Genomic DNA, 21569 nt, shown 5'->3' on the forward strand with positions numbered 1-21569 from the left:
CACCCCGGTCGCGGGTGGCGGATGCTGACCGAGCGTCAGCCGGTGGTCGGCTTCACCATCTCGCCCAGTACCGTACGGAGGTCCTCGCCCGGCTGCGGTCGCAGTGCCGTGCTCAGGCGGTCCGCGCGGTAGTGCCAGTGGTGGTCGAGGTCCGGGTGGACCTCGGCGGTGTGGCCGACCTCGCTCCGGCTGTCCAGCAGGTCGCGGAGCAGATCGGTCAGCTCCGGCCAGCTCACGTGCCCGCTCACCGCGTTGGCGACGCCGTGGACCGGGGCGCTCAGGCACGCGGTCACGGCGCGGGCCAGCGCGGCGGCGTGCACCCACGGCGCGCCGTACCAGTCGTGGCCGCCGGTGCCCGGCGCGGGCAGGGTGATCGGGCGGTCGTGGGCGGCGGCCTGGTAGAGCAACCCGGTCGCGCCCCAGCGGAGTTGGTCGCGCAGCCGGTCGTGCGCGCCCCAGACGATCGGGGAACGCACCACGCTCGCGCCGCCCCGGCCCTCGGTGCCCGCCGCGCGCAGGAGGAGCTGCTCGCACTCGGTCTTCGCCTGCCCGTACGGGCTCAACGGCGCGCGGGACGGCGCCTCTTCGGCCACCCACGCGTCCGCCGGGTGCCCGTACGCGTCCACGCTGCTGACGAAGACGAACGGGCCGCCGCGCCAGGCCTCCACCATCGCGCGCATCGCCGCCACGTCCACCTCGGGACGGGTGAAGGTGGAGGCGGCGTGGATCACCGCGTCCGCCCCTGCGACCGCCGCGCGCAGGCTGTCCAGGTCGGCCAGGTCGCCCGCCACCACCTCGATGCCGTCGCCCTCGGGCACCAGGTGCGCGGACTCGGGACGGGCCAGCGCGAGCACCGGCCTGCCGAGGGCCGCGAGTTCGCGCAGCACGAAGGCGCCCACACCACCCGTACCGCCGGTGACCAGAACGGTCCCGGAACGCCTCGCGGTCGACTTCGCTGCGGCGCGCGGTGCCGACGCGGCACGCCGGGCCGCCGCACGGGTGTCGAGCAGCGCGGTGAGGGCGCGCGGGGTGCGGGCCTCCATGATGTCGAGCCCGGTCAGCGGGAGTTCGAGCGCGGTCCGCAGCCGCTCGGCGAGCTGGACGGCGGCCAGCGAGTGCCCGCCCAGGGTGAAGAAGTCGTCGTCGGGCGCGGGCCGGCGGCCGAGGAGGTGGGCGAAGCCCGCCGTGACGGCCTCGGCGTGCGGACCGGAGAGGACCGGAGCCGAGGGGGCGGCCGGAGCGACCGGAGCGCCGGGCAGCCGGGTGGTGTCCGGCGTGCCGTCCGCCGTGCGCGGCATCGCGTCCAGGAGGACCACCGCGACGGGCACCGACTCCCGGGCGAGCGCCGCCCGGAGCCCGGCGCGCAGCTCCGCGGGGGACGGCACGGCGCGGTGGTCGTGCGCGACGGCGTACGCGAGGAGGGGCCCGCCGGGCGGGTCGACCACGGTGGCTTCGGCGATCCGGGGATGGGCGCGGAGCGCGGCCTCGGCGCGGTGGGGAGAGGCTTCGGGCTGCCCGGGGTCTCCCTGCGGACGCGGTACGTCCGGCAGGCCCGGCAGCGTCGAGAGCCGGCGGTCGGGGTCGGCGGCCACCGCCGTCAGCAGGTCGGCGAAGGCCTGCCCCAGTGCCGTCCCCGTCGCGTCGTCCAGCGCGGCCCGCCCGTACTGGACCAGACCCGCCGGAGCGTCGGTGTCCACCAGGGCGAACGTCAGGTCGAACTTGGCCTCGCCCAGGGCGACTTCGACCGGTTCGGCGCGCAGGCCCGGCAGTCGCAGCGCGGTGGGATCGCCCAGGACGTCGGACGTCACCCGCACCAGAGCGCTGCCGTCGCTGCCGCGCGCCGCGGCGCCGAGCCGTTCCGTGATGAGGTCGTACGGCACCTCGCGGTGCTGCTGCGCGTCGAGCAGGGCTTCCCGTACGCGCTCGACCAGCGCCCCGAACCCGGGGTCGCCCGACAGGTCCACCCGTACCGGCAGCGTGTTCACGCACAGGCCCACCAGCCCGCGCATCGCCTGACCCTCGCGGTAATCGGCCGCACAGCCGATGACCAGGTCGTTCCCGCCGGTCAGCCGGTGCAGCGCGGCGAACGCCGCCGCCAGCTGCACGGTGAACAGCGTCGCCCGGCGCGCCCGGCCCGCCTCGCGCAGAGCGGGCAGCACCTCAGCCCCGAGGGGTACGAGGCGGGTGGCCGACGGCCGCGAGGCCAGGTCGGCGGGGGCTTCGGCGGGGCGGGGGAACGCGGGCGGCGCGGCCCCGGCGAGGCGGTCGGCCCAGTGGTCGAGACCCCGGGCGAGCGGCCCGTCGGCCCGGCCCGCGTACGCGTGCTCGCGCCGGGCGAAGTCCGCGTACTGCGGGGGCGAGGGGTCCGGCTGCCGGGACGGTACGGCGGTGCGCGCGGCTGCCGCGTACAACTGGCCGAGCTCGTCGGAGACGGTCTCCAGCGAACCACCGTCCAGGGATATGTGATGGAACGTCAGGAGAACCGTGTGGTCCTCGGGGCCGTGCCGCAGCACCAGCGCGCGCGGCGCACTGCCCTCGGAGAGGTCGAAGGGCAGGCGCGCCTCGGCGGCCAGCAGGCTCGCGTACCCCTCCTCTCCGTCCGTGTGGTCCGTGTCGACCACACGGACCGGGTACGGGCGCGGGGTCGGGCAGGTCTCCTGGTACGGCACGTCGTCGTGGTGCCCGTACCGGGTGCGCAGGATCGTGTGGCGCTCGACCAGCGTGGTGAGCGCCTCGCCGAGCGCGTCCAGGTCGAGCGGTCCGGCCAGCCGGGTCGCGAACGGCACGCTGTAGACCCCGCTGCGGTGCCCGAGCCGGTCCATCAGCCACATGCGGCGCTGGGCGTGCGAGAGAGGGGCGGGACCGGTGGAGGGCTCGGCCGGAGTGGTGGTCGTCGCCGTCGTCCGGGCTGCGGTGCGGGCCCTGGCGCGGCGCAGCAACTCTTCCTGGAGGGCGGCGGGGGAGGTGTCAGTGGACATCGGAGTGCTCCGGCGCGTCGGCGTGGGAAGAGGGGGCAGGGGCAGAGGTGGCGGCGGGCAGGTGCGGCAGGTCGGCGTGGGCGCTCAGCAGCGCGCGCTCGACCAGGGCGGCGTGCCCGGCCACGGTCGGTGCGGCGAAGAAGTCCGCGAGCGACACCTCGACGCCCAGGTCCTCGCGGAGGTCGTCGGTGATGACGAGGGCGAGCAGGGAGTGGCCGCCGAGGGCGATGAAGTCGTCGTCGGGGGAGGCCACTTCGCACTCCAGCGAGCGCGCCCACACCTCGGCGACGGCCTGCTGGAGCGGGGTCAGCGGCTCGGTGCGGGCAGCGGCAGCGGCAGCGGTGTCGGCCGTCGGGGTCACCGCCGCCGTCACCGTCGCCGGGTCGAGTGCGGCGAGCGCACGCCGGTCGACCTTGCCGGTCGAGGTCAGCGGCAGCCGCTCCACGACGGTCAGTTCGTCCGGTACGAGATGGGCGGGCAGCAGGTCCGCGAGCTGGGCGCGCAAGGTCTCCGCACCCGGCGCCGCCCCTGCCGCCCCGACCACGAAAGCGGCGAGCCGCGCGTCGTCGGGGGTGGGCCGGCGCACCGTCACGGCCGCGTCGTCGACCTCGGCCATGTTCCGCAGGATGTGCTCGATCTCGCCCGGTTCGATGCGGTGGCCGCGCACCTTGACCTGGTCGTCCGTACGCCCGTGGTAGTCGAGGGCCCCGTCCTGGCGGGCCGAGACGACGTCGCCGGTGCGGTAGAGGCGACCGAGCGTCGGGTGCGCCACGAACCGTTCGGCGGTCAGCGCGGGCTGTCCGACGTAGCCGTGGGCCAGCCGGGTGCCGCCGACCCACAGTTCGCCCTTCGCGCCCGCCGGGACGGGTGCGCCGTTCGCGTCGAGGACATGGGCGCTCGCTCCCGCGACCGGGCGGCCGATGGGCACCGGGCCGTCGCAGTCCGCGTCGGTGACGCGGTGCGCGGTGGCGAAGGTGGTCGTCTCGGTCGGCCCGTAACCGTTGACCAGCTCCAGCCACGGGAAGGGCCGCAACACCGACCTGGCGTGCTGCGCCGACAGCGCCTCGCCGCCCACCACCACCGTCCTGAGCAGCGCGAACACCCGCGAGCGGCGGGCGGCGAGCTGGTGGAAGAGGGCGGTGGTGAAGAAGGCGACGGTGACGCCGTGCCGCTCCACCTCCTGGACCAGGTCCTCGAAGGACGGCCGCTCGGCGGGACAGACCACGACGGCGGCACCGTTCGCGAGGGCGACCCACACCTCGAAGGTCGAGGCGTCGAAGGTGGCGGGCGAGTGCAGCAGCACCCGGTCCCGTGCGGTCACGGTGACGTACGCCGGGTCGGTGACCAGCTCGGCGACGGCACCGTGCGGGACGGCGACGCCCTTGGGGCGGCCGGTGGAGCCGGAGGTGAACATGAGGAAGGCGGCGGCGTCGGGACCGGGACCGGGGCCGGTATCCGTCCCCGCTGTACCTGTACCTGTACCTGTACCTGTACCTGTCGCTGTCGCGGGGCTCGCGTCTTCGTTCGCGTACGACAGCACGTCCGCGTCCAGCGCCAGGCTCGGGCCGATCCCGTCCGCCGCGGCTGCCAGCAGCTCGTCGTCGCCTACGGTCAGCTTGGCCCCGGAGTCGGCGAGCATCGCCTCGGTACGGGCACGCGGGTGCGCCGGGTCCAGCGGGACGCACACCGCACCCGCCCGCCACAGCGCGAGCTGGGCGACGACGGTACGGGCGGAGCGCCGCGTCAGCAGTGCCACGATGTCACCGGGACGGATGCCACGGTCGTGCAGGATCGAGGCCAAATGACGTGCAGCTACCGTCAGTTGACGGTACGTCAGCATGGTCTCGCCGTCGACGAGGGCCAGCGCGTCGGGGGTCCGCTCGGTCTGCCGTGCGAGCAGGGTGGGCAGATCGGTCCTGTGGTCCGGCATGGAGTTCCTCTCGGGCATCTCAGGCCTCCGCGCTTCGGGCGGCGGCGCACCGTGCGTCGAGTACGGCGGCGACCGCACGCAGATCGGGCTGCCGCAGCATCTCCGGCGCGCGCAGCCGCACTCCGGTCTCCCGCTCGATCCTGGCCAGCAGCCGGGCCACGACGACGGAAGTGCCGCCGACGTCGCTGAAGTTGTCGTCCAGTGCGATGTCGGTACGGGCGAGCAGTTGGCGCACCGTGCCGAGGACGAGCTGTTCGCTCGGGGTGCCGGTGGCGGCCTCCGCGCTGTCGGGCGTGCCGGTCGTGTCGGGGGTGTCCGCTGCCTGCGGCACCTCCTTCGCCAGCAGGGCCGGCCGGTCGACCTTGCCGTTGGCGTCCAGCGCGAACGCGCTCACGATCCGTACCGCCGAGGGAACCGCCTGCTCGGGCAGCCAGGCGCGTACCCCGGCCAGCAGTGCGTCCGCGTCCGGTGTCGCGGTGGCGTCGGCGGCCGGGAGTACGTACGCGACGAGGCGTGCGCGGCCCTCGGCGTCCCGGGGGGCCACGACGACCGCGCTGCGCACGGCGGGGTCCTGCTCCAACGCGGCCTCGACCTCGGCCGGTTCGATGCGTACGCCGCTGATCTTCACCTGGTCGTCGAGCCGCCCCAGGAAGTCGATGACGCCGTCGGGCCGCATGCGGACCCGGTCGCCGGTGCGGTACATCCGGTCCGCCGCTGCGTCGGCCGAGGCCGTTGCTCCCGTGGTGAACCGGCTTTCGGTGAGCGCGGGATCGAGATAGCCCAGCGCCAACTGTGCGCCGCCGATGCGCAGTTCGCCGTCCGTGCCGCGCGGCACGACCTGCCCGGCCGCGTCGGTGACCGTGAGGGTGACGCCCGGCAGGGGCCCGCCGATCGGAGGCGCGGAGTCCTCGTGCACATCGGCGTCGGTGGGCCGCATGGCGTGGGTGGTGGTGATGACGGTCGCCTCGGCGGGGCCGTAGGCGTTGTGCACGGTGGCCGTGACGTCGGGCCCTGGCCTACGGCGCATCCGGTCGCCGCCGACGAAGAGGTGGCGCACCACCAGACCGGCGGGCCAGGGGCGGTCGAGCAGCGGCTCGACCATGGGCGTGGCCGTCACCGCGACGGTCACGGCGGCGTCGCGCCACCAGTCGGTGAGCGCGCCGGGGTCCCAGCGGACCGCGTCGGGGGCGGGTACCAGCGCGGCGCCCGAGGTCAGCCCGGCCCACAGCTCCATCACATGCGGGTCGAACGCGACGCCGATCAGCAGCGACTGTCGGTCACCGGGACGGATCCCGGTCTCCTCGCGGAACCAGGCGAGCAGCGCGGCCAGCGCGGGCTCGGCCACGGCGACGGCCTTGGGCCGCCCGGTGGAGCCCGAGGTCAGCACGGCGTACAGGGAACCGGGCAGGGCGGGGCGGGCGCCGGGCGCGGGCGGAGCGAGGGTCATGACGACCTCGGACGCCGCGTTGGCGCCCTCGCCGGGCAGCGGCAGCCGCAGACACTCGTCGGCCGCCTCGCGGCGGTCCTTGGGGAGTACGTCCGGCGCGCCGATCAGGGCCACGACCCCGACGTCCTCGCCGACCGCGGCCAGCCGCCGCTCGCCGGGGCGCGGGCCGAGCGGCAGGTAGACGGCGCCGGTCCTGGCCAGCGCGACGGCCGTCACCACGAGGGCCGCCGAACGGTCCAGGCAGACACCGACCAGATCGCCGGGGCGGATCCGCCCGTCCCAGGCCCGTACGACGGCGTCGGCAGCGGCGTCGATCTGCCCGTACGTCCAGGAACGCTCACCGTCGACCACGGCGGGAGCGTCGGGTGTACGGCGCACCCACTCCTCGTAGCGGGAGAGCACACCGCCGAGGGTTTCGGGGTCAAGTGCCGCGCCCCGCACGACACTTGCCACGCCGTCCTGACGTACCGTCAATTCTTCGTGCAAGGTCTCGGTCATCGTGACTCCGTCGGTACGGTCGTGGCGGTGGGGGCGAGGGCGCGGGCCTGGTCGGCGAGCACCGGGTTGCGGAAGAGCAGTCGCAGCGGCGGACGTTCGCCGAGCCGCGGCTCCAGCCAGGCGGCGAGCTGCGCGGCGAGCAGGGAGTGACCCCCGACGCGGAAGAAGTGCGAGTCCGCCGCGAACCGCCCGTGCCCGAGCACCTCGCGCCAGCCCTCGGCGAGGAGGGCGAGGGAGGGGTCGGCGGACAGGGTGAGGTCGGGGTGGGAGTCCACGTGGGCTTCGGCCGCGGAGGAAGAGGAGGAAGCGGCCCCGGCCCCGTGCGACGCGGCCTCGGAGGCCCCGGAGGACGCGGCCTCGGCTCGGGCTCCGGCTCCGGAGGCTCCGGCCCCGAAGGACCCGGCCCCGGAGGACGCAGCCCCGGCCTGGGCTCCGGCCCCGGAGGACGCAGCCCCGGAGGACGCGGTCCCGACCCGGGCTCCGGCCCCGACCGGGGCGCCGTCTCCCGCTCCGCCCGCCGAGCCGCCCGCCGGCTCCAGCTCCGCCGCCAGCCGGGCCAGTGCCACCCGGTTCGGCTTGCCGCCCGCCAGGGTCGGCATGGTGTCGAGCGCGATCCACCGGCCCGGTACCAGCGCCCCGGGCAGCCGCTCGCTCAGCGCACTGTGCAGCGCCTGCTCGTCGGTGGTCGCCCCCGCGCCCTCCAGGAACCCGACCAGTCGCGGGTCGCCGCCCGGCGTCCTGTCCAGCACCACGGCACACGAACGCCCGCCGAGCACCGCGGACGCCGCCGCCTCCACCTCCTCCAACTCGATGCGGTAGCCCCGCAGTTTGATCTGGTTGTCGCGCCTGCCCAGGAAGCGCAGCAGTCCGTCCGGGCCCCGGAAGCCGAGGTCGCCGGTCAGGTAGACCCGTTCGCCGCCCAGCGCCGGTACGGGCACGAAGCGGGCCGCCGTGGTCTCCGGGTTGTCGACGTACCCCTCCGCCAACCCGGCCCCCGCGATGGCCAGTTCGCCCACTCCGCCGTCCGGCAGCAGGCGCAGGCCCGGGTCCAGTACGTGGACGCGCTCGCCGGGCAGTTCGGTGCCGAGGGGGACCTCCGCCCCGTCCGCCAGCGCCGCCGGGTCGATCTCGTACACGGTGGAGCTGATCGCCGCCTCCGTCACGCCGTAGGCGTTCATCACCCGCACGTCGCCCGTATCGGCCAGGAAGCCGCGCAGCACGTCGGCCGGGATGCGCTCGCCGCCGAGCACCAGGAGCCTCGGCGTCCACCGGCCCTCGCGCAGTGCGGGCCGCAGGTCCTCACGGGTGGCGAGGAAGTAGCTGGTGGGCAGGTTGGCCACGGAAACCCGTGCGGCGGCGAGGAGTTGGGCCAGCTCGGTGCCCGTGGGCACCTCGACCTCCGGCACCACCAGGCACGCCCCGGCGTACAGCGAGGGCAGCACCTCCTCCAGTGCCACGTCGAACGACGGCTGCGCGAACAGCAGCACGCGGTCCCCGGCGGCCAGCGCGAAGCGGTCGGCGACACCGGTCAGATGGTTGCGCAGCGCGCCACGCCCGACCGCGACCGGCTTGGGAACGCCGGTCGAGCCCGAGGTGTGGATGATGTACGCGGCCGAGGGCACGGCCCGCGCGCCCGGTGCGGCGGGCGGCAGTACGGCGTCCCCGACCGTGCCCGTCGGCAGTCCCTCCCGTACCGGAACCGCCACCTCGGCGTCAGCACCGGCATCGGCGGAGACCAGCACCAGCGCCGGACGCAGCCGGTCGAGCAGCAGCTCCAGCCGGGCCGGGGGGTCCGACGGCGACAGCGGACAGTACACGGCGCCGGTCCGCAGACAGGCGAGCAGCGTCACTACCGAGGCCACACCGCGCGGCAGCACCGTCGCGACCGGCTGCCCCGCCGTCACCCCGGCAGCGGTCAACCGCGTTGCCAGAGAAGCGACTTGGGCGTCGAGCTCCCCGTAGGTGATGCGCCGCGAACCGATCAGCAGCGCGGGCAGCGACGGGTCCTGCGCGGCGACGGCAGCCACGGGATCGAGCGGATCGCCGCCCGACGTGACCACGGGCGCCACCGCGGACGAGTCGTCCACCACCACCGGCGCGAGCTCCGCGAGCACCGCACCCGGCGCGTCCAGATACGCCCGCACCAGATCGAGGAACCGCCCCGCCAGCAGCCGCGCCACGTCCTCGCCGAACAGATCGGCGTCGTAGTCCCACACCATCGTCATGCCCGCCGCCCCGTGCCGGGGACCGACCCCGCGCCGGTCGTCCGGCAGCAGTACGACGTCGAGGTCGAAGCGGGTGGTCCCGGTGTTGAAGCCCTCGAACAGGGAGACCTCAAGACCCGGCACCTCCAGGTCCGGCAGCACCGCGTCGTGCGCACTGAACATCACGCCGAACAGCGGATTGTCCGCGCCCGAGGTGTGCCGGCCCAGCGCCCTGGTCAGCTCCTGCACCGGGACCTCCTGGTACGGCAGCGCCCGCACCAGCGTGTCCGTCACCTCGTCCATGGTGTCCTGGGCCGGGGCGTCCGGGTCCAGCCGCAGCCGCAGCGGGATGGTGTTGACGAACATCCCCACCGCGTCCTCGAAGCCGGGCGGACGGTTGCCGACGGCCGTGCCCACCACCATCTCGGTGCGCCCGCTGTGCCGCCGCAGCAGCTCCGCGAACAGCCCAAGCAGCGTGGCGAACGGGGTCAGCCCGCGCTCCCTGGCATGCGCGCGCAGCCGCTCCGCGAGGTCCGCGCCGATCGACTGGCGGAGCTGCCCGCCGTGGTGCCGCCGCTGGGCGCCGGGCCTGGTCAGACCGGGCAGGGGCATGTCGAACGAGGCGTCCGCCAGCTCGGCGGTCCAGAATTCGAGCCCCTCCCGTACGTCGTCGGCGTGCGCGGCACCGGTCTGGGCGAGGACGTGGTCGGCGTAGGAGGAGGCGGAGGGCACCTCGTAGTCCTCGCCGAGCACCTCGGCGCGGTAGACGCCGAAGACGTCCGCGAGCAGGATCGCGAACGAGTGCCCGTCGTGGATCAGATGGTGCTCGACGTGGATCAGCCGGTGGTGCTCCCCGGCCAGCCGCACCAGCGTCCAGCGCAGCAGCGGCGCCTCGAAGGTGTCCAGCGGGCTCTCGGCCTCGGAGCGCAGCAGCTTCAGGAACGCCGCCTCGGGGTCGGCCTCCTGGGACAGGTCCACGGTGTTCAGCCGGGGCGGGCACACGTCGGCGACCCGCTGACCGGGCATCGCACCCGGCACGGGCACGAGTTCCAGCCGCAGGCCGGGGTGCCTGGCCAGGGTGGCGGCGAGGCCCTTGCGCAGGGCGTCGGTGTCGAGGGAGCCCCACAGATCGAGGGAGGCGGTGAAGTTGTACGCGCGGCTGCCCGGCTGCACTTGCTCGTGCAGCCAGACGATCTCCTGCGAGGAGGAGAGGGGGAGCATGGCGATCCCTTGGGTTGTCGGGTCGGATGTTCGGGCGTGACAGGGAGGGCGGAGGGTACGGTCGTGCCCGCCGCCCGGGCGGTGCCCCGGCCGGCCCACGGATCGCGCGGGCCGCCACCGGGCGGTGAGGTACTGAGGGAGGAGAGCAGGGGGTACGGGAGGTACAGGAGGTACTGGAGGTGCGCGGGCAGGCGCTAGCCCACGGGAATCGCGGTCCGCAGCTCCCCGCACAGCGCCGCGAACGCCTCCTGCGCCGCGTCGTCGTCGAGCACGGCCCGGTCCCAGACCATCCGCAGCTCCACTTCGGGGCCCTGGACGACCGACACCGCGAACGGCGCCCGTACCGCCCGGCCCTCGACCTGCACCTCGCGGCCCCTCACGCCGTCCAGCCGCAGCGCCGGGCGCCGCCGGGCGTCGTCCACGGTCAGCAGGCCGTCGAGCTGCCCGGACCAGCTGGATCCCGCCGCCCTGGCCGCCCGTACGACCTCGTCGAAGGGCGTGTCGGCCCGGTCGAGGTCGTCCCACCACTGGGTGGCCGTCGTGTCGGGGCCAGGCCGCAGCTCACCGGTGGCGGCGGGGAAGGCCACCGTATTGAGGAAGCAGCCGAGCACGGGCGCGGCGGCTGCCGGACGCCCGCCCCACGGATACCCGATCGGCGGCACCTGCTCCGCCCCGTACAGCACCCCGGCCGCGGCCCGGCAGGCATCAAGGAGCGTGGCGAAGGGAAGCCCCAACTGGTCGGACGGGATGACCAGTTCGGCTGCCCCGCTCGGCAGTACGGCACGCTTCCCGTCCCGTACGGCGGGCTTCGGGGCGCGCTCCCGTACGGCCCGCAGCCGCTCGCCCCAGTACGCCAGCGCGTCGGGCGAGCTCGACCGGTGCTCGGCGTCGAGCTGGAGCAGTACGGCCTCGCGGTAGGCGGCGAGTTCGGCGCCGACCTGGGCGGGCGACGCGTCCTGAGGGCCGAGCCGGTCCCGGTAGGCGGTGCCCAGTTCCTCGACGATCCGGGCGAGCGACTGACCGTCGCAGGCGGCGTGGTCGAGCACGACGGCGAGCACTTCCTCGGCCCCGGCCGGGTTCTCGTCGTCGTACGCCAGGAACAGCCGCAGCGGCGGCCCGTCGGCGGTCCACGCGCCGACCGCCCGGCGCAGTGCGTCGCGCACGTCCTCCCCGAGTACGCGAGTCACCTCCGTCACCGGGACGTCGGGCCGGGCGGGCCGGAGCACCGGAGTGCCCCGGACCACGTGCGCCTGGGAGCGCAGCGCGGGATGGACGGCCGCGAGGTACCCGGCGGCGGACCGCAGCCGTACCGGGTCCACGGTGCCGCGCGGGAACGCGAAGAACATCGGTACGGTGTCCGGCCGCCCGGCCGGGTCCATGGCACGTACCAGGACGAAGCGACGCTGGGCCCCGGTGACGGGCAACAGCCCGCCCTCCTGCCCCACTTCGCGCTCCGCGACAAGACGCTGATAACGGGTCAGATACTGACCGGTGATGCTGGAGTGCACGAGATCCTCTCTCGAATAGGTCATTCGTTGACGGCGGCGGCCTCGGCCGCGCGCTCTTCCCCGGGAACGCCTCGGGAGTCGTCGTCCGGCAGGTCCCGCATCTTCCGCAGCGGCGAAAGGAGCAGGGGCAGCGGTACGACGAGGAAGCCCGCCGCGCACACCCACAGCGCGGCCCGCGCCCCGAACCCGTCCGCGATCGCACCGCCGGCCAGGGCGCCGAGCGGCAGCGTGCCCCACATCATGAAGCGCAGCGTGGCGTTCATCCGGCCCAACAGCCGGGGCGGGCACAGCATTTGGCGGAAGCTGACCTGGGCGACGTTGTAGACCACCGCGCCGAAGAACACCGCCCCGGACGCCACCGCGAACAGCGCGGCGGCGGCCCCCTTCCCCGACAGCGGCCAGAGCAGCGCGAACGGCCCCGACACCAGCGGTGCCAGCCAGATGACGCGCCCCTGGCCGAACCGCCCGGCCAGCCGGCCCGCACAGACCGCCCCCGCGAGCCCGCCGACGGCCGAGGCCGCCAGCATCAGCCCGAGGATGCCGGGCTGGATGCCGAGCACCCGCACGAGGAACACGGTCTGGGTCGCCATCAGCATCGCGCTGAAGAAGTTCGCGAGCCCGGTCGCCCCTGCGATGACCCGCAGCAGCGGATGGCCGAGCACGAACCGCAGCCCTTCCGCGACGTCCTTGCGCAGCGACGCCCCCGGCACGGGCTCGGGCTTGCTCTCCGGTTTCCGTATCGCCATCAGAAACAGCGCGGAGACCGCGTAGCCGATCGCGTCGGCCACGATCGCGAGGTGCGCCCCGATGAGCTGCACCAGCCCGCCGCCCAGTCCTGGCCCCGCCACCTGGGCGGAGGAACGGACCGTCTCCAGGGCTCCGTTGCCCGACACCAGCTGTTCCCTGGGCAGGAGTTGGGGCAGATAGCTCTGGTGGGCCACGTCGAAGAAGACCGTGGCCACGCCGGTGACCAGCGCCACCACATACAGCTGGACCATCGTCAGCACGCCGCCGACCGCGGCCAGCGGCACGCTCGCCATCGCGGCGGCGCGCACCAGGTCGGCCCTGATCATCAGCGCCCTTTTGCGCATCCGGTCCACCCAGGCACCGGCCGGCAGGCCGATGAGCAGGAAGGCGGCGGTCTCGGCCGCGGTGAGCAGTCCCACCTGGAAGGCGGGTGCCTTCAGTTCGAGGACGGCCACAAGTGGCAGGGCGACCAAGGTGACTTGGGCGCCCACCTGACTGGCCGCCGCTCCCGCCAGCAACAGGCGGAAGTCACGCAGGCGAAGCAGGCCGCCGGAAGCGGCTCGTGGCGAGGAGGGCATGTGCACGACCTTCACCAGGCAAAGATCAAGAGTCAAAGCAAAGGGGATAGTTCCAGTCGAATATCCGGCTCAGGGGCCCAAGTTCCGCAAATTTTATGGCAGATGTGAGCGACTTGCAGATGAACTGCGGATGCGAGAGGCCATGGTGCGCACGGCTCGTGGCCGCAACCGGCGGATTCATCCGTGGGTTTTGAGCCGCCCAGTACCGCCGTGCGCACAGATGTCCGAAAATAGTCACTCCATACGGAGCTTAGCCGGATCCAGGAACCCCAACAGCCGTAAATGCGTCCCGAGTTGACCGACACGACACCGTGTGTAGCGATACGGGGTGTTCGGGTGGAGGTGGGCGTAGAGCCGGTTCCGTGCGTACGCAGGAAGAAGGGGCGCCGCCCGGCGGTGTGCTCGGGCGGCGCCCCGGTGGTTCGTGTGGTTCCGGTGGTTCGGGTGGTTCGGGTGGTTCGGGTGTTCCGCTGGGCGGTGCTCAGCGACGGGGGCCGTGGTCGTCGCCCTCGTGCGGGTGGGTCGACTCGTCCGGCGACTGCCAGGAATCGGCGCCCGCCTGTGGGTCGCGGGGCAGGTTCGCCCGGTGCCGGGAGGCGCGCTTGCTGCCGTACCAGAAGGCGATGAGCAGGACCGCGGCGACGACGAGGCCGATCACCAGGACCCACAACACGTGGGACCCCTCTACGGCGAGTGGGCTGAGGACTGCGGGGCTCGGAGTGTTCATCCACTGCGACTACCCCCCAGGTCGCGCCCTATATCACTTGTCGCCCCCTGCCCCTCGGATGGCGCATCCGCACTCGCGTCCCGCGTGTTACCTGTGCGTTCTGCACGGATGGAAGGTGACAACGGTGACTGTCGGGCCCTTCACACCGCGTGAAAGTGTCGGTCCGTCATCAGGGCGAGGCCGCGAACGAGGGCGAAGGAGTGCGCGTGAACAAGGGGTACGCCGTGTTCTGCGACGCGGACCGGCACTTCTACGACGCGCCCCACCGGGTGCAGCACGGCACACCGGCCCCCGGTACGTCCGACAGCGGCCAGTACGCCGCCGCCCTGCTCCCGGTGCCCGAAGGGTGGCAGCGGCACCGGTCCGGGGACTGGCTCGCGCTGCGACCGGTGACGGCTTCACTGCCTTCACAGGGCTGGAAGATCCATGTGTCGGCCTGTCTGGACAACGCCGAGTCGGTGCTGGCCCGGGTGATGGAGTACTGCGTTCCGCGCTCCATCGCCTTCAAGTTCGTACCGAGCCGGTATCTGCTGCACACCCGCAACGCGAAGTACGCCGACCGCAGCGCCAGCGGCAAGTTCATCACCGTCTACCCGGCCGACGACGCACAGTGCCGCACCATCGCGGAGGACCTCGACGCGCTCCTGGCCGGAGAGAAGGGACCGTATGTCCTCAGCGATCTGCGCTGGGGGGCGGGCCCGGTCCATCTGCGCTACGGCAGCTTCACCCGGCGCAACTGCTACGACGAGCAGGGCGAGATGCGGCCCGCACTGGAGGACCCGGACGGCGTCCTGGTGCCCGATGTGCGCGGCCCCTCCTTCCGTACGCCGGACTGGGTGACGCTCCCCGAGTGGCTGCGGCCCCATGCCCGGGCGCGGAACTCGGCGAGCGTCACCGACATCCCGTACACGATCGACAAGGCCCTGCACTTCTCCAACGGGGGCGGGGTGTACGTCGGTACCGACACACGGAGCGGGGCGAAGGTCGTTCTCAAGGAGGGCAGGCCGTACGCGGGGCTGGCGGCCGACGGCGCCGACGCGGTGGCCCGCCTGAAGCGCGAGCAGGAGGCGCTGGAGCGGCTGTCGGGGCTGGGCTGCACCCCCGAGGTGCTGGACAGCTTCGTGCTGGGCGAACACCACTTCCTGGTGATGGAGTTCATCGAGGGCAAGCCCCTCAACTCCTTCTTCGCACGCCGCCACCCGCTGATCGAGGCGGACCCGGGCCCGGAACGGCTCGCCGAGTACACGGCCTGGGCGCTGCGCATCCACGGGCTGGTGGAGGAGGCGGTGGCCGCCGTGCACGGGCGCGGGATCGTCTTCAACGACCTGCACCTGTTCAATGTGATGGTCTGCGAGGACGAGTCCAAGGTCGTGCTGCTCGACTTCGAGGCAGCCCTGCCCGCCGTCGAGAACCGGCGGCAGACCATTGCCAACCCGGCCTTCGTGGCCCCCGCGGACCGGCGCGGATTCGATGTCGACCGGTTCGCGCTGGCCTGTCTGCGGCTGGCCCTCTTCATACCCATGACCAGCCTCCTCGCCCTGGACCGCGCGAAGGCGACGCACCTGGCGGAGATCGCGGCGGACCGCTTCCCGGTCCCCGAAGGCTTCCTGCGGGAAGCGGTGGAGGAGATCCTGCGGGAGCCGGTGGCGGGGGCCGGAGCCCGGGCCGTGACAGCGCCCGTACCGGCGCTCGCGGCCCCGGCGGACCGGATACCGGCCCCGGCGGACCGGACACCGGCACCGGCGGACCGGATACCGGCCCCGGCCCGTCACTCCCGGCCCTACCTCCCGGTCCACCCCGGCGACTGGCCCCGCAGCCGCGACTCGCTGACCCGCGCGATCCTCTCCTCCGCCACACCCGGCCGCGAGGACCGCTGCTTCCCCGGCGACATCGCCCAGTTCGCCACGGTGGGCGGCGGGCAGAGCTTCGGATACGGCACGGCAGGCGTCCTGTACGCGCTGCACGCCAGCGGCGCCGGGCGCCACGAGCCGGGCGAGGAATGGCTGCTCGCCCGTACCAAGGAACCGGCCTCGGGCACCCCGCTCGGCTTCTACGACGGCCTGGCGGGCCTCGCCTGGACGCTGGACCTGCTCGGCCACCGCGCCCCCGCCCTGGAACTCGCCGAGATCGCCCTCGCCGAGCCCTGGGAAGACCTCTCCCCCGATCTGCACAGCGGCCTCGCGGGACTCGGCCTGGCCTTCGACGCGCTCGGTACGTCAACCGGCGAGCAGACCCTGCACGAGGCGGCACTGCGCTGCGCCGAACTGGTGGCCCGGCCCCGCCCGGAACCCGCCAGAGCCGGGCTGCTGCACGGCAACAGCGGCGGCGCGCTGCTGCTGATCCGGCTGTACGAGCGGACCAAGGACACCGCGCTGCTCGATCTCGCGGCCGACGCACTCCGCCGCGACCTGGCTCGCTGCGTACGCGGCGCCGGGGGTGCGCTCCAGGTGAACGAGGGCTGGCGCACCATGCCGTACCTCGGCGCGGGCAGCGTCGGCATCGGGATGGTGCTCGACGACTACCTCGCGCACCGGCCCGAACCCGGCGAGGGCGAGTTCGCCCGGGCACAGCGGGAGATCGTGGCCGCCGCGCAGGCGTCCTTCTACGCGCAGCCGGGCCTGTTCAGGGGCGCGGCGGGCATGGTGCTGCACCTGAGCCGCACCACCGCCGGGGGTCCGGGCACCCGGCCCGCCGACGTACGCGGCCAGATCGACGCGCTGGCCTGGCACGCCGTCCCGTACCAGGGCCAACTCGCCTTCCCCGGCGAGCAGATGATGCGACTCTCCATGGACTTCGCGACCGGCACTGCCGGTTGCCTGCTGGCCCTTGCGGCGGCGTGCGGCGAGGAACCCTCCGACGAAGAGCTGTCCGGCGACGCCCGGACGCCCGCCGCGCAGCTGCCCTTCCTGCCGCCGCTCCGGCGGCCCACGAGCCGGCCCCTTTCCGGGGCCGTACAGAAAGACACCGTCCCCAATGAGAGGAAATGACATGAGCGTTCTTGACCTCCAGTCGATGGAGACCCCCAAGGAAGAGGCGTTCGGCGACGTCGAGACGGGTGGCAGCCGGGCGAGCCTGCTGCTCTGCGGCGACAGCAGCCTGAGCCTCACCACCTGTAACTGACGCCCGAGTGCAACTGACGCCCGTCTGCGACTGACGCCAGTCCGTGACTGACGACGACGCACCAAGCGCCGGCCGTCGGTCCAGGACCGCGCAGGGCTGATGCGCGCCGACCGGGCCCCGCACGGGACTTCTCCGTGCGGGGCCTGTGGCGCGAAAAGGAGAGCGTGTGCTGTTGTCGTCCCCGACGAGGACCTCGGGCCGGAACGGACCCCGCCCCGCCGCCCCCGGCGACCGTCTGCTGCTCGCCATGGCGCGCCGCAACAAGGGCCGTGCGGCAGGGGTGTTCGCCGCGTCCGCGCTCGGGGCGGCGGCGGCCGTGGCCGCGCCCGCGGCGGTCGGGCGGGCCCTGGACCTGCTGCTGGCCCGTGATCCGGCGGCCGGGCGGTGGCTCGCGCTGTGTGCCGTACTGGTGGCCGCCGAGGTACTGCTGGAGGCGGCGGAGGCACTGTTCGCCGGAACCGCGCAGGCCCGCTCGACCGCGTGGCTGCGCACCCGCGGGGTGTCCCGGCTGCTCGCCGCACCGCCCCGGACCGCCGCCGCCCGCTTCTCGCCCGGCGACGCCGCCACCCGGCTGGCCGCGAACGCGACCGAGGCCGGAGCGGCGCCCGGGGCCGCCGCGGGACTCGCCGCCGCCGTGCTCGCCCCGGTGGGGGCACTGGTGGCACTGGCGCTGGTGGACCCGTGGTGTGCCCTGGCCTTCGTGGCGGGACTGCCACTGCTCCTGCTGGTGCTGCGCGCGTTCGCGACCGGTTCCTCCGACAGCGTGGCCCGCTATCAGCAGGTGCAGTCCACGCTCGCGTCCCGGCTGGCCGAAGCCCTCGCCGGGGCCCGCAGCATCGCGGCCGCGGGCACGCACGCCCGCGAACGCGCCCGGATACTCGCCCCGCTGCCCGAACTGGGCGTCCAGGGCGCGCGCATGTGGGAGGTGCACGGCCGCGCCGTGGCCCGCAGCGGGGTGCTGCTGCCGCTCCTGACGACGGCCGTGGTGGCGGTCGGCGGGTTCGGGGTGGTGACGGGCCGCACGAGCGTGGGCGAACTCCTCGCCGCCTCCCGGTACGCGGCGCTCGCCGCGGGCATCGGCGCGGTGGCGGGCCTCCTGGGCACACTGGTGCGCAGCCGTACGGCGGGGCGGCGGGCGGCGGAGGTGCTGGAGCTGCCGGAGACGGCGTACGGACGGGCCCAGGCCGAGGCCGCCGCCCCCGGCACCCTCGAACTGCGCGGCGTGAGTCTCGTACGGGACGGGAAGCGGGTGCTCGCCGGGGTGGATCTGGTGGTGCCCGGCGGGACGACAGCGGCCGTCGTCGGCCGGTCGGGGGCGGGCAAGTCGTCGTTGGCGGCGGTGGCCGGGCGGCTGTGCGATCCGGACGAGGGGCTCGTGCTCCTGGACGGCGTACCGCTGCCCGAACTGCGCGAGGGGGAGCTGCGCCGGGAGGTCGGGTACGCCTTCGAGCGGCCCGCGCTCTTCGGGGATTCGCTGGGCGCGGCCCTCGCGTCGGGCGCGCGGACGGCCTCGGCCGAGGAGGTGCGGGCGGCGGCGGTGTCGGCCGGGGCCGACGAGTTCGTCGCACGGCTGCCCGAGGGGTACGACACCCCTCCCCACGCGGCCCCGCTCTCCGGCGGAGAGCTCCAACGCCTGGGGCTGGCAAGGGCGTTCGCCCACGCGGGACGGCTGCTGATCCTCGACGACGCGACGTCGAGCCTGGACACCGCGACGGAACGCCGCGTCGAGCAGGCTCTGGCACGGGACCTCGGCCCCTGCACCCGGCTGGTGGTCGCCCACCGCCTCTCGTCGGCCGCACGGGCGGACGTGGTGGTGTGGCTGGAGGAAGGGCGGATACGGGGCGTGGGCACGCACCGGACCCTGTGGGAGCAGCCCGCCTACCGGGAGGTCTTCGCCGTGGGCGGCGGAGCGGGGGAGAAGGGGTGAAGGGCGCTGACGACGGGTCGCGTCGGGCACTGAGGAGCGAGGGCCGGAGGTTCTTCGGGCGGCGGCGGGGGGTGCTGTGGCGGCTCGGGGGCTGGTCGCTGCTGGAGGCCGGGCAGACCTTCCTCGGCGGATACTGCCTCGCGCAGGCACTCGACCGGGGATTCCTGGCCGGTCGCGGTGGGGTGGGAGCGGCCTGGCTGTCGGTGGCAGCCCTGGCGATCGCCGCCGGTGGACCGGTGGCGCGCGGGGTGTTCACCCAACTGGCGTCCCTGGTCGAACCGTTCAGGGACGGTCTGGTACGCCGCGCGGTCGACCAGGCCCTGCGACAGGCGACCGGGAGCGGGCGGGACGGGGTATCTGGTGCGGGGGCGTCAGGAGAGGGAGCCCGAACGGGAGCGGCCGGGGCGGAAGCCGCTGGGTCGGGAGCGGTCGGGTCGGGAGCCGCTGGGACGGGAGTGGCTGGGTCGGGAGCGGCCGGGGCGGAAGCCGCTGGGGCGGGAGCGACTGGGACGGGAGTGGCTGGGAAGGGGGCGGTCGGGGCGGGAGCCGCTCGGGTGGGAGTCGCTGGGTCGGCTGGGAGTGCTGTTTCGCGGTTGGCGCATCAGACCGAGATCGCCCGGGACAGCTTCGCGGGGCTGGTGCTCACCGTGCGGTCCTTCGTCTTCACGGCGGCGGGTGCGCTGGCCGGAATGTTCGCACTGGCACCGGAGTTGCTGCTGATCACGCTGCCGCCGCTGGCGCTCGGCCTCGGGCTCTTCGCCGCGACGCTGCGCCCGATGGCCGCCGCCCAGCGCGCCTTCCTCGATGCGGACGAGGAGTTCACCGAACGGGTGCGCGGTGCGGGTGCCGGCCTGCGCGACGTGGCTGCCTGCGGGGTGCGCGCGGAGGTCGGCGCCCATGCCGCCGAGGCTGCGGAGGCCGCGCGCACGGCCTCGTGCGCACTGGCCCGCTGGTCGGCCCTGCGCACACTGGCCCTGGGAGTGGCAGGTCAACTTCCGCCCCTTCTCCTTCTGTTGGCGACACCGTGGTTGCTCGGCCGGGGGCTCACCGCAGGCGTGCTGACGGGCGCGCTGAGCTATCTCGTACAGTCGCTGCTGCCCGCGCTGCACACGCTGATGGCGGCCCTGGGCGCGGCGGGAACGCGCCTGCTCGTGGTCCTGGACCGCTTCGCGGAGGTACCGGACCGCGCGCCGGCTCAGGGCCGTTCTCCCGTGCCGGAGCGAGCTCCCGCCTTGGACCGCACACCCGCTCCCGCCGCCGAGTTGTGCGACGTCACCTTCGCCCACGGCCCCGGCGCGCAGCCCGTCCTGCACGGTCTCCGTCTGGTCATCGGCGCCGGGGAACACCTCGCCGTCGTGGGCCCCAGCGGCATTGGCAAGTCGACCCTGACCCATGTGCTCGCCGGGCTGCTCCCGCCCGATCGGGGCACGGTACGCCTCGCGGGCGAACCCGTCGCCGGGCGCACTCCCGCCGAGCTGGCCCGTCTGCGCGCGGTCATCCCCCAACAGGCGTACGTCTTCACCGCCACCGTCCGCGAGAACCTCATCCACCTGCACCCGGCCGCGACCGCCGACGAGGTCGCCGCGACGGTCGACGCGCTCGGGCTCGGCCCCCTGGTCGCCCGTATCGGAGGGCTGGACGGCACCCTCGTACCCGAGCAACTGTCGGAGGGTGAGCGGCAGTTGGTGGCCCTGGGGCGAGCGTATCTGGCGCCCGCCCCGCTGCTCGTACTGGACGAGGCCACCTGCCACCTCGACCCGGCGGCCGAGGAGCGCGCCGAACTCGCCCTGGCCGCACGGCCGGGGGCGCTGGTGGTGGTGGCACACCGGATGTCCTCCGCCCTGCGGGCGGACCGGATCCTGGTGCTGGACGGCACCAGTGCGCGGACCGGCACCCACGCGGAACTGCTGGCGCTCTCGCCCCTGTACCGCGACCTGACCGGCCACTGGCACCGGAGGAGCGAACAGGGTGCTCCGGGCGGCAGCCCGCCCGCCGTCCCGGGGCCACGACGGTGACCGTCCCGTCCGGAACGGGCCACCCCGCCGCACCCTCTTCGCCTTCACATCCAGCCCGCCTCCCGGGCGATCCGTATCGCGTCCACCCGGTTGCGGGCGCCCACCTTGCGGACGGCCGCAGCCAAGTAGTTCCGTACGGTTCCCCGCGACAGGTGCAGGACATGGGCTATCTCGGTGACGGACGCACCCTGAGAGGCGATGGAGAGTGCGCTCAACTCTCTTGGTGTCAGGGGTTGTTCGGTGGAACGCAGGAGGTCGACCGCCAGGGAGGAATCGACATAGCGCTCCCCCCGGGCGACCGTGTGGATCCCCTCCAGGAGGTGGCAGGGCGGGCCGTGCCGGTCGACGTAGCCGAGTGCTCCCGCGTCGAAGGCGCGCCGCAGCACGCCGGGGCGGTGCGCCACGGCCAGGACGAGTAATCGTGCCCCGTCGGACGCCTCGGCGGCGGGCCGGCTCCCGGCGGGTAACGGCTCCAGGTCCTCCGCATCGCTGACCCTCACGTGCGATCGGTTCGTCTCGGCCGGGGGCGCGCCCGATGGGGCCGCACCTGGTGGGGTCGTACTGGTCGGAGCCCAGGTCACGTGGAAGCCTCCCTCCGCCTGCAACAGGGCAACCAGCGCCGAGCCGAACAAACCTGCCGCGCAAGCGATGTGCACGCGAATCACGCTG

The 21569-nt window shown here is 74.2% G+C and carries 12 protein-coding genes; 4 read left to right on the top strand and 8 right to left on the bottom strand.

What is annotated here, in order from left to right:
• Positions 1-35: 35 nt before the first annotated feature.
• From ACZ5PB_RS26415 to ACZ5PB_RS26445, 7 genes are all read right to left on the bottom strand, one after another.
• Entirely contained in the window at positions 36-2978 is a 2943-nt protein-coding gene (locus ACZ5PB_RS26415) for a condensation domain-containing protein (RefSeq protein WP_468694236.1), read from the bottom strand.
• Complete coding sequence (locus ACZ5PB_RS26420; protein ID WP_468694237.1) at positions 2968-4908, bottom strand: amino acid adenylation domain-containing protein; 1941 nt, start codon at positions 4906-4908, stop codon at positions 2968-2970. Before ACZ5PB_RS26420 ends, ACZ5PB_RS26415 begins: the two co-directional genes overlap by 11 nt.
• Positions 4909-4927: 19 nt before the next feature.
• Positions 4928-6853 (bottom strand): non-ribosomal peptide synthetase, encoded by a 1926-nt coding sequence (locus tag ACZ5PB_RS26425; RefSeq protein WP_468694239.1) that lies wholly within the window; start codon positions 6851-6853, stop codon positions 4928-4930.
• Entirely contained in the window at positions 6850-10278 is a 3429-nt protein-coding gene (locus ACZ5PB_RS26430) for a non-ribosomal peptide synthetase (protein ID WP_468694240.1), read from the bottom strand. The genes ACZ5PB_RS26425 and ACZ5PB_RS26430 overlap by 4 nt, the downstream gene beginning before the upstream one ends.
• Positions 10279-10472: 194 nt before the next feature.
• Positions 10473-11786, bottom strand: coding sequence for a non-ribosomal peptide synthetase (locus ACZ5PB_RS26435; protein ID WP_468694241.1), 1314 nt, complete (start codon positions 11784-11786; stop codon positions 10473-10475).
• 20 nt (positions 11787-11806) lie between these two features.
• On the bottom strand, positions 11807-13147 hold the full coding sequence (locus ACZ5PB_RS26440; protein ID WP_468694243.1) for an MFS transporter: 1341 nt from the start codon (positions 13145-13147) through the stop codon (positions 11807-11809).
• 445 nt (positions 13148-13592) lie between these two features.
• Complete coding sequence (locus tag ACZ5PB_RS26445; RefSeq protein ID WP_468694244.1) at positions 13593-13838, bottom strand: DUF6479 family protein; 246 nt, start codon at positions 13836-13838, stop codon at positions 13593-13595.
• Positions 13839-14044: 206 nt separating this feature from the next.
• On the opposite strand from ACZ5PB_RS26445, the gene lanKC reads away from it, so the two are divergent.
• From lanKC to ACZ5PB_RS26465, 4 genes are all read left to right on the top strand, one after another.
• Positions 14045-16825, top strand: a complete 2781-nt coding sequence (lanKC, locus tag ACZ5PB_RS26450) for a class III lanthionine synthetase LanKC (RefSeq protein WP_468694245.1) — start codon at positions 14045-14047, stop codon at positions 16823-16825.
• A 1-nt stretch (position 16826) separates the two neighbouring features.
• Complete coding sequence (locus tag ACZ5PB_RS26455) at positions 16827-16958, top strand: SapB/AmfS family lanthipeptide (protein WP_468694246.1); 132 nt, start codon at positions 16827-16829, stop codon at positions 16956-16958.
• A gap of 172 nt (positions 16959-17130) precedes the next feature.
• The gene (locus ACZ5PB_RS26460; RefSeq protein WP_468694247.1) at positions 17131-18885 is read left to right on the top strand and encodes an ATP-binding cassette domain-containing protein; all 1755 of its coding nucleotides are present in this window, start codon (positions 17131-17133) and stop codon (positions 18883-18885) included.
• A gap of 71 nt (positions 18886-18956) precedes the next feature.
• The gene (locus tag ACZ5PB_RS26465; protein WP_468694566.1) at positions 18957-20900 is read left to right on the top strand and encodes an ATP-binding cassette domain-containing protein; all 1944 of its coding nucleotides are present in this window, start codon (positions 18957-18959) and stop codon (positions 20898-20900) included.
• Between the two features lie 44 nt (positions 20901-20944).
• On the opposite strand, the gene ACZ5PB_RS26470 is transcribed toward ACZ5PB_RS26465, so the two are convergent.
• Positions 20945-21400 carry a response regulator transcription factor gene (locus ACZ5PB_RS26470; RefSeq protein WP_468694248.1) on the bottom strand — a complete coding sequence of 152 codons (456 nt, stop codon included), beginning with the start codon at positions 21398-21400 and terminating at the stop codon, positions 20945-20947.
• Between the last annotated feature and the right edge of the window lie 169 nt (positions 21401-21569).

This window comes from Streptomyces sp. NPDC032721 (genome assembly GCF_055579625.1).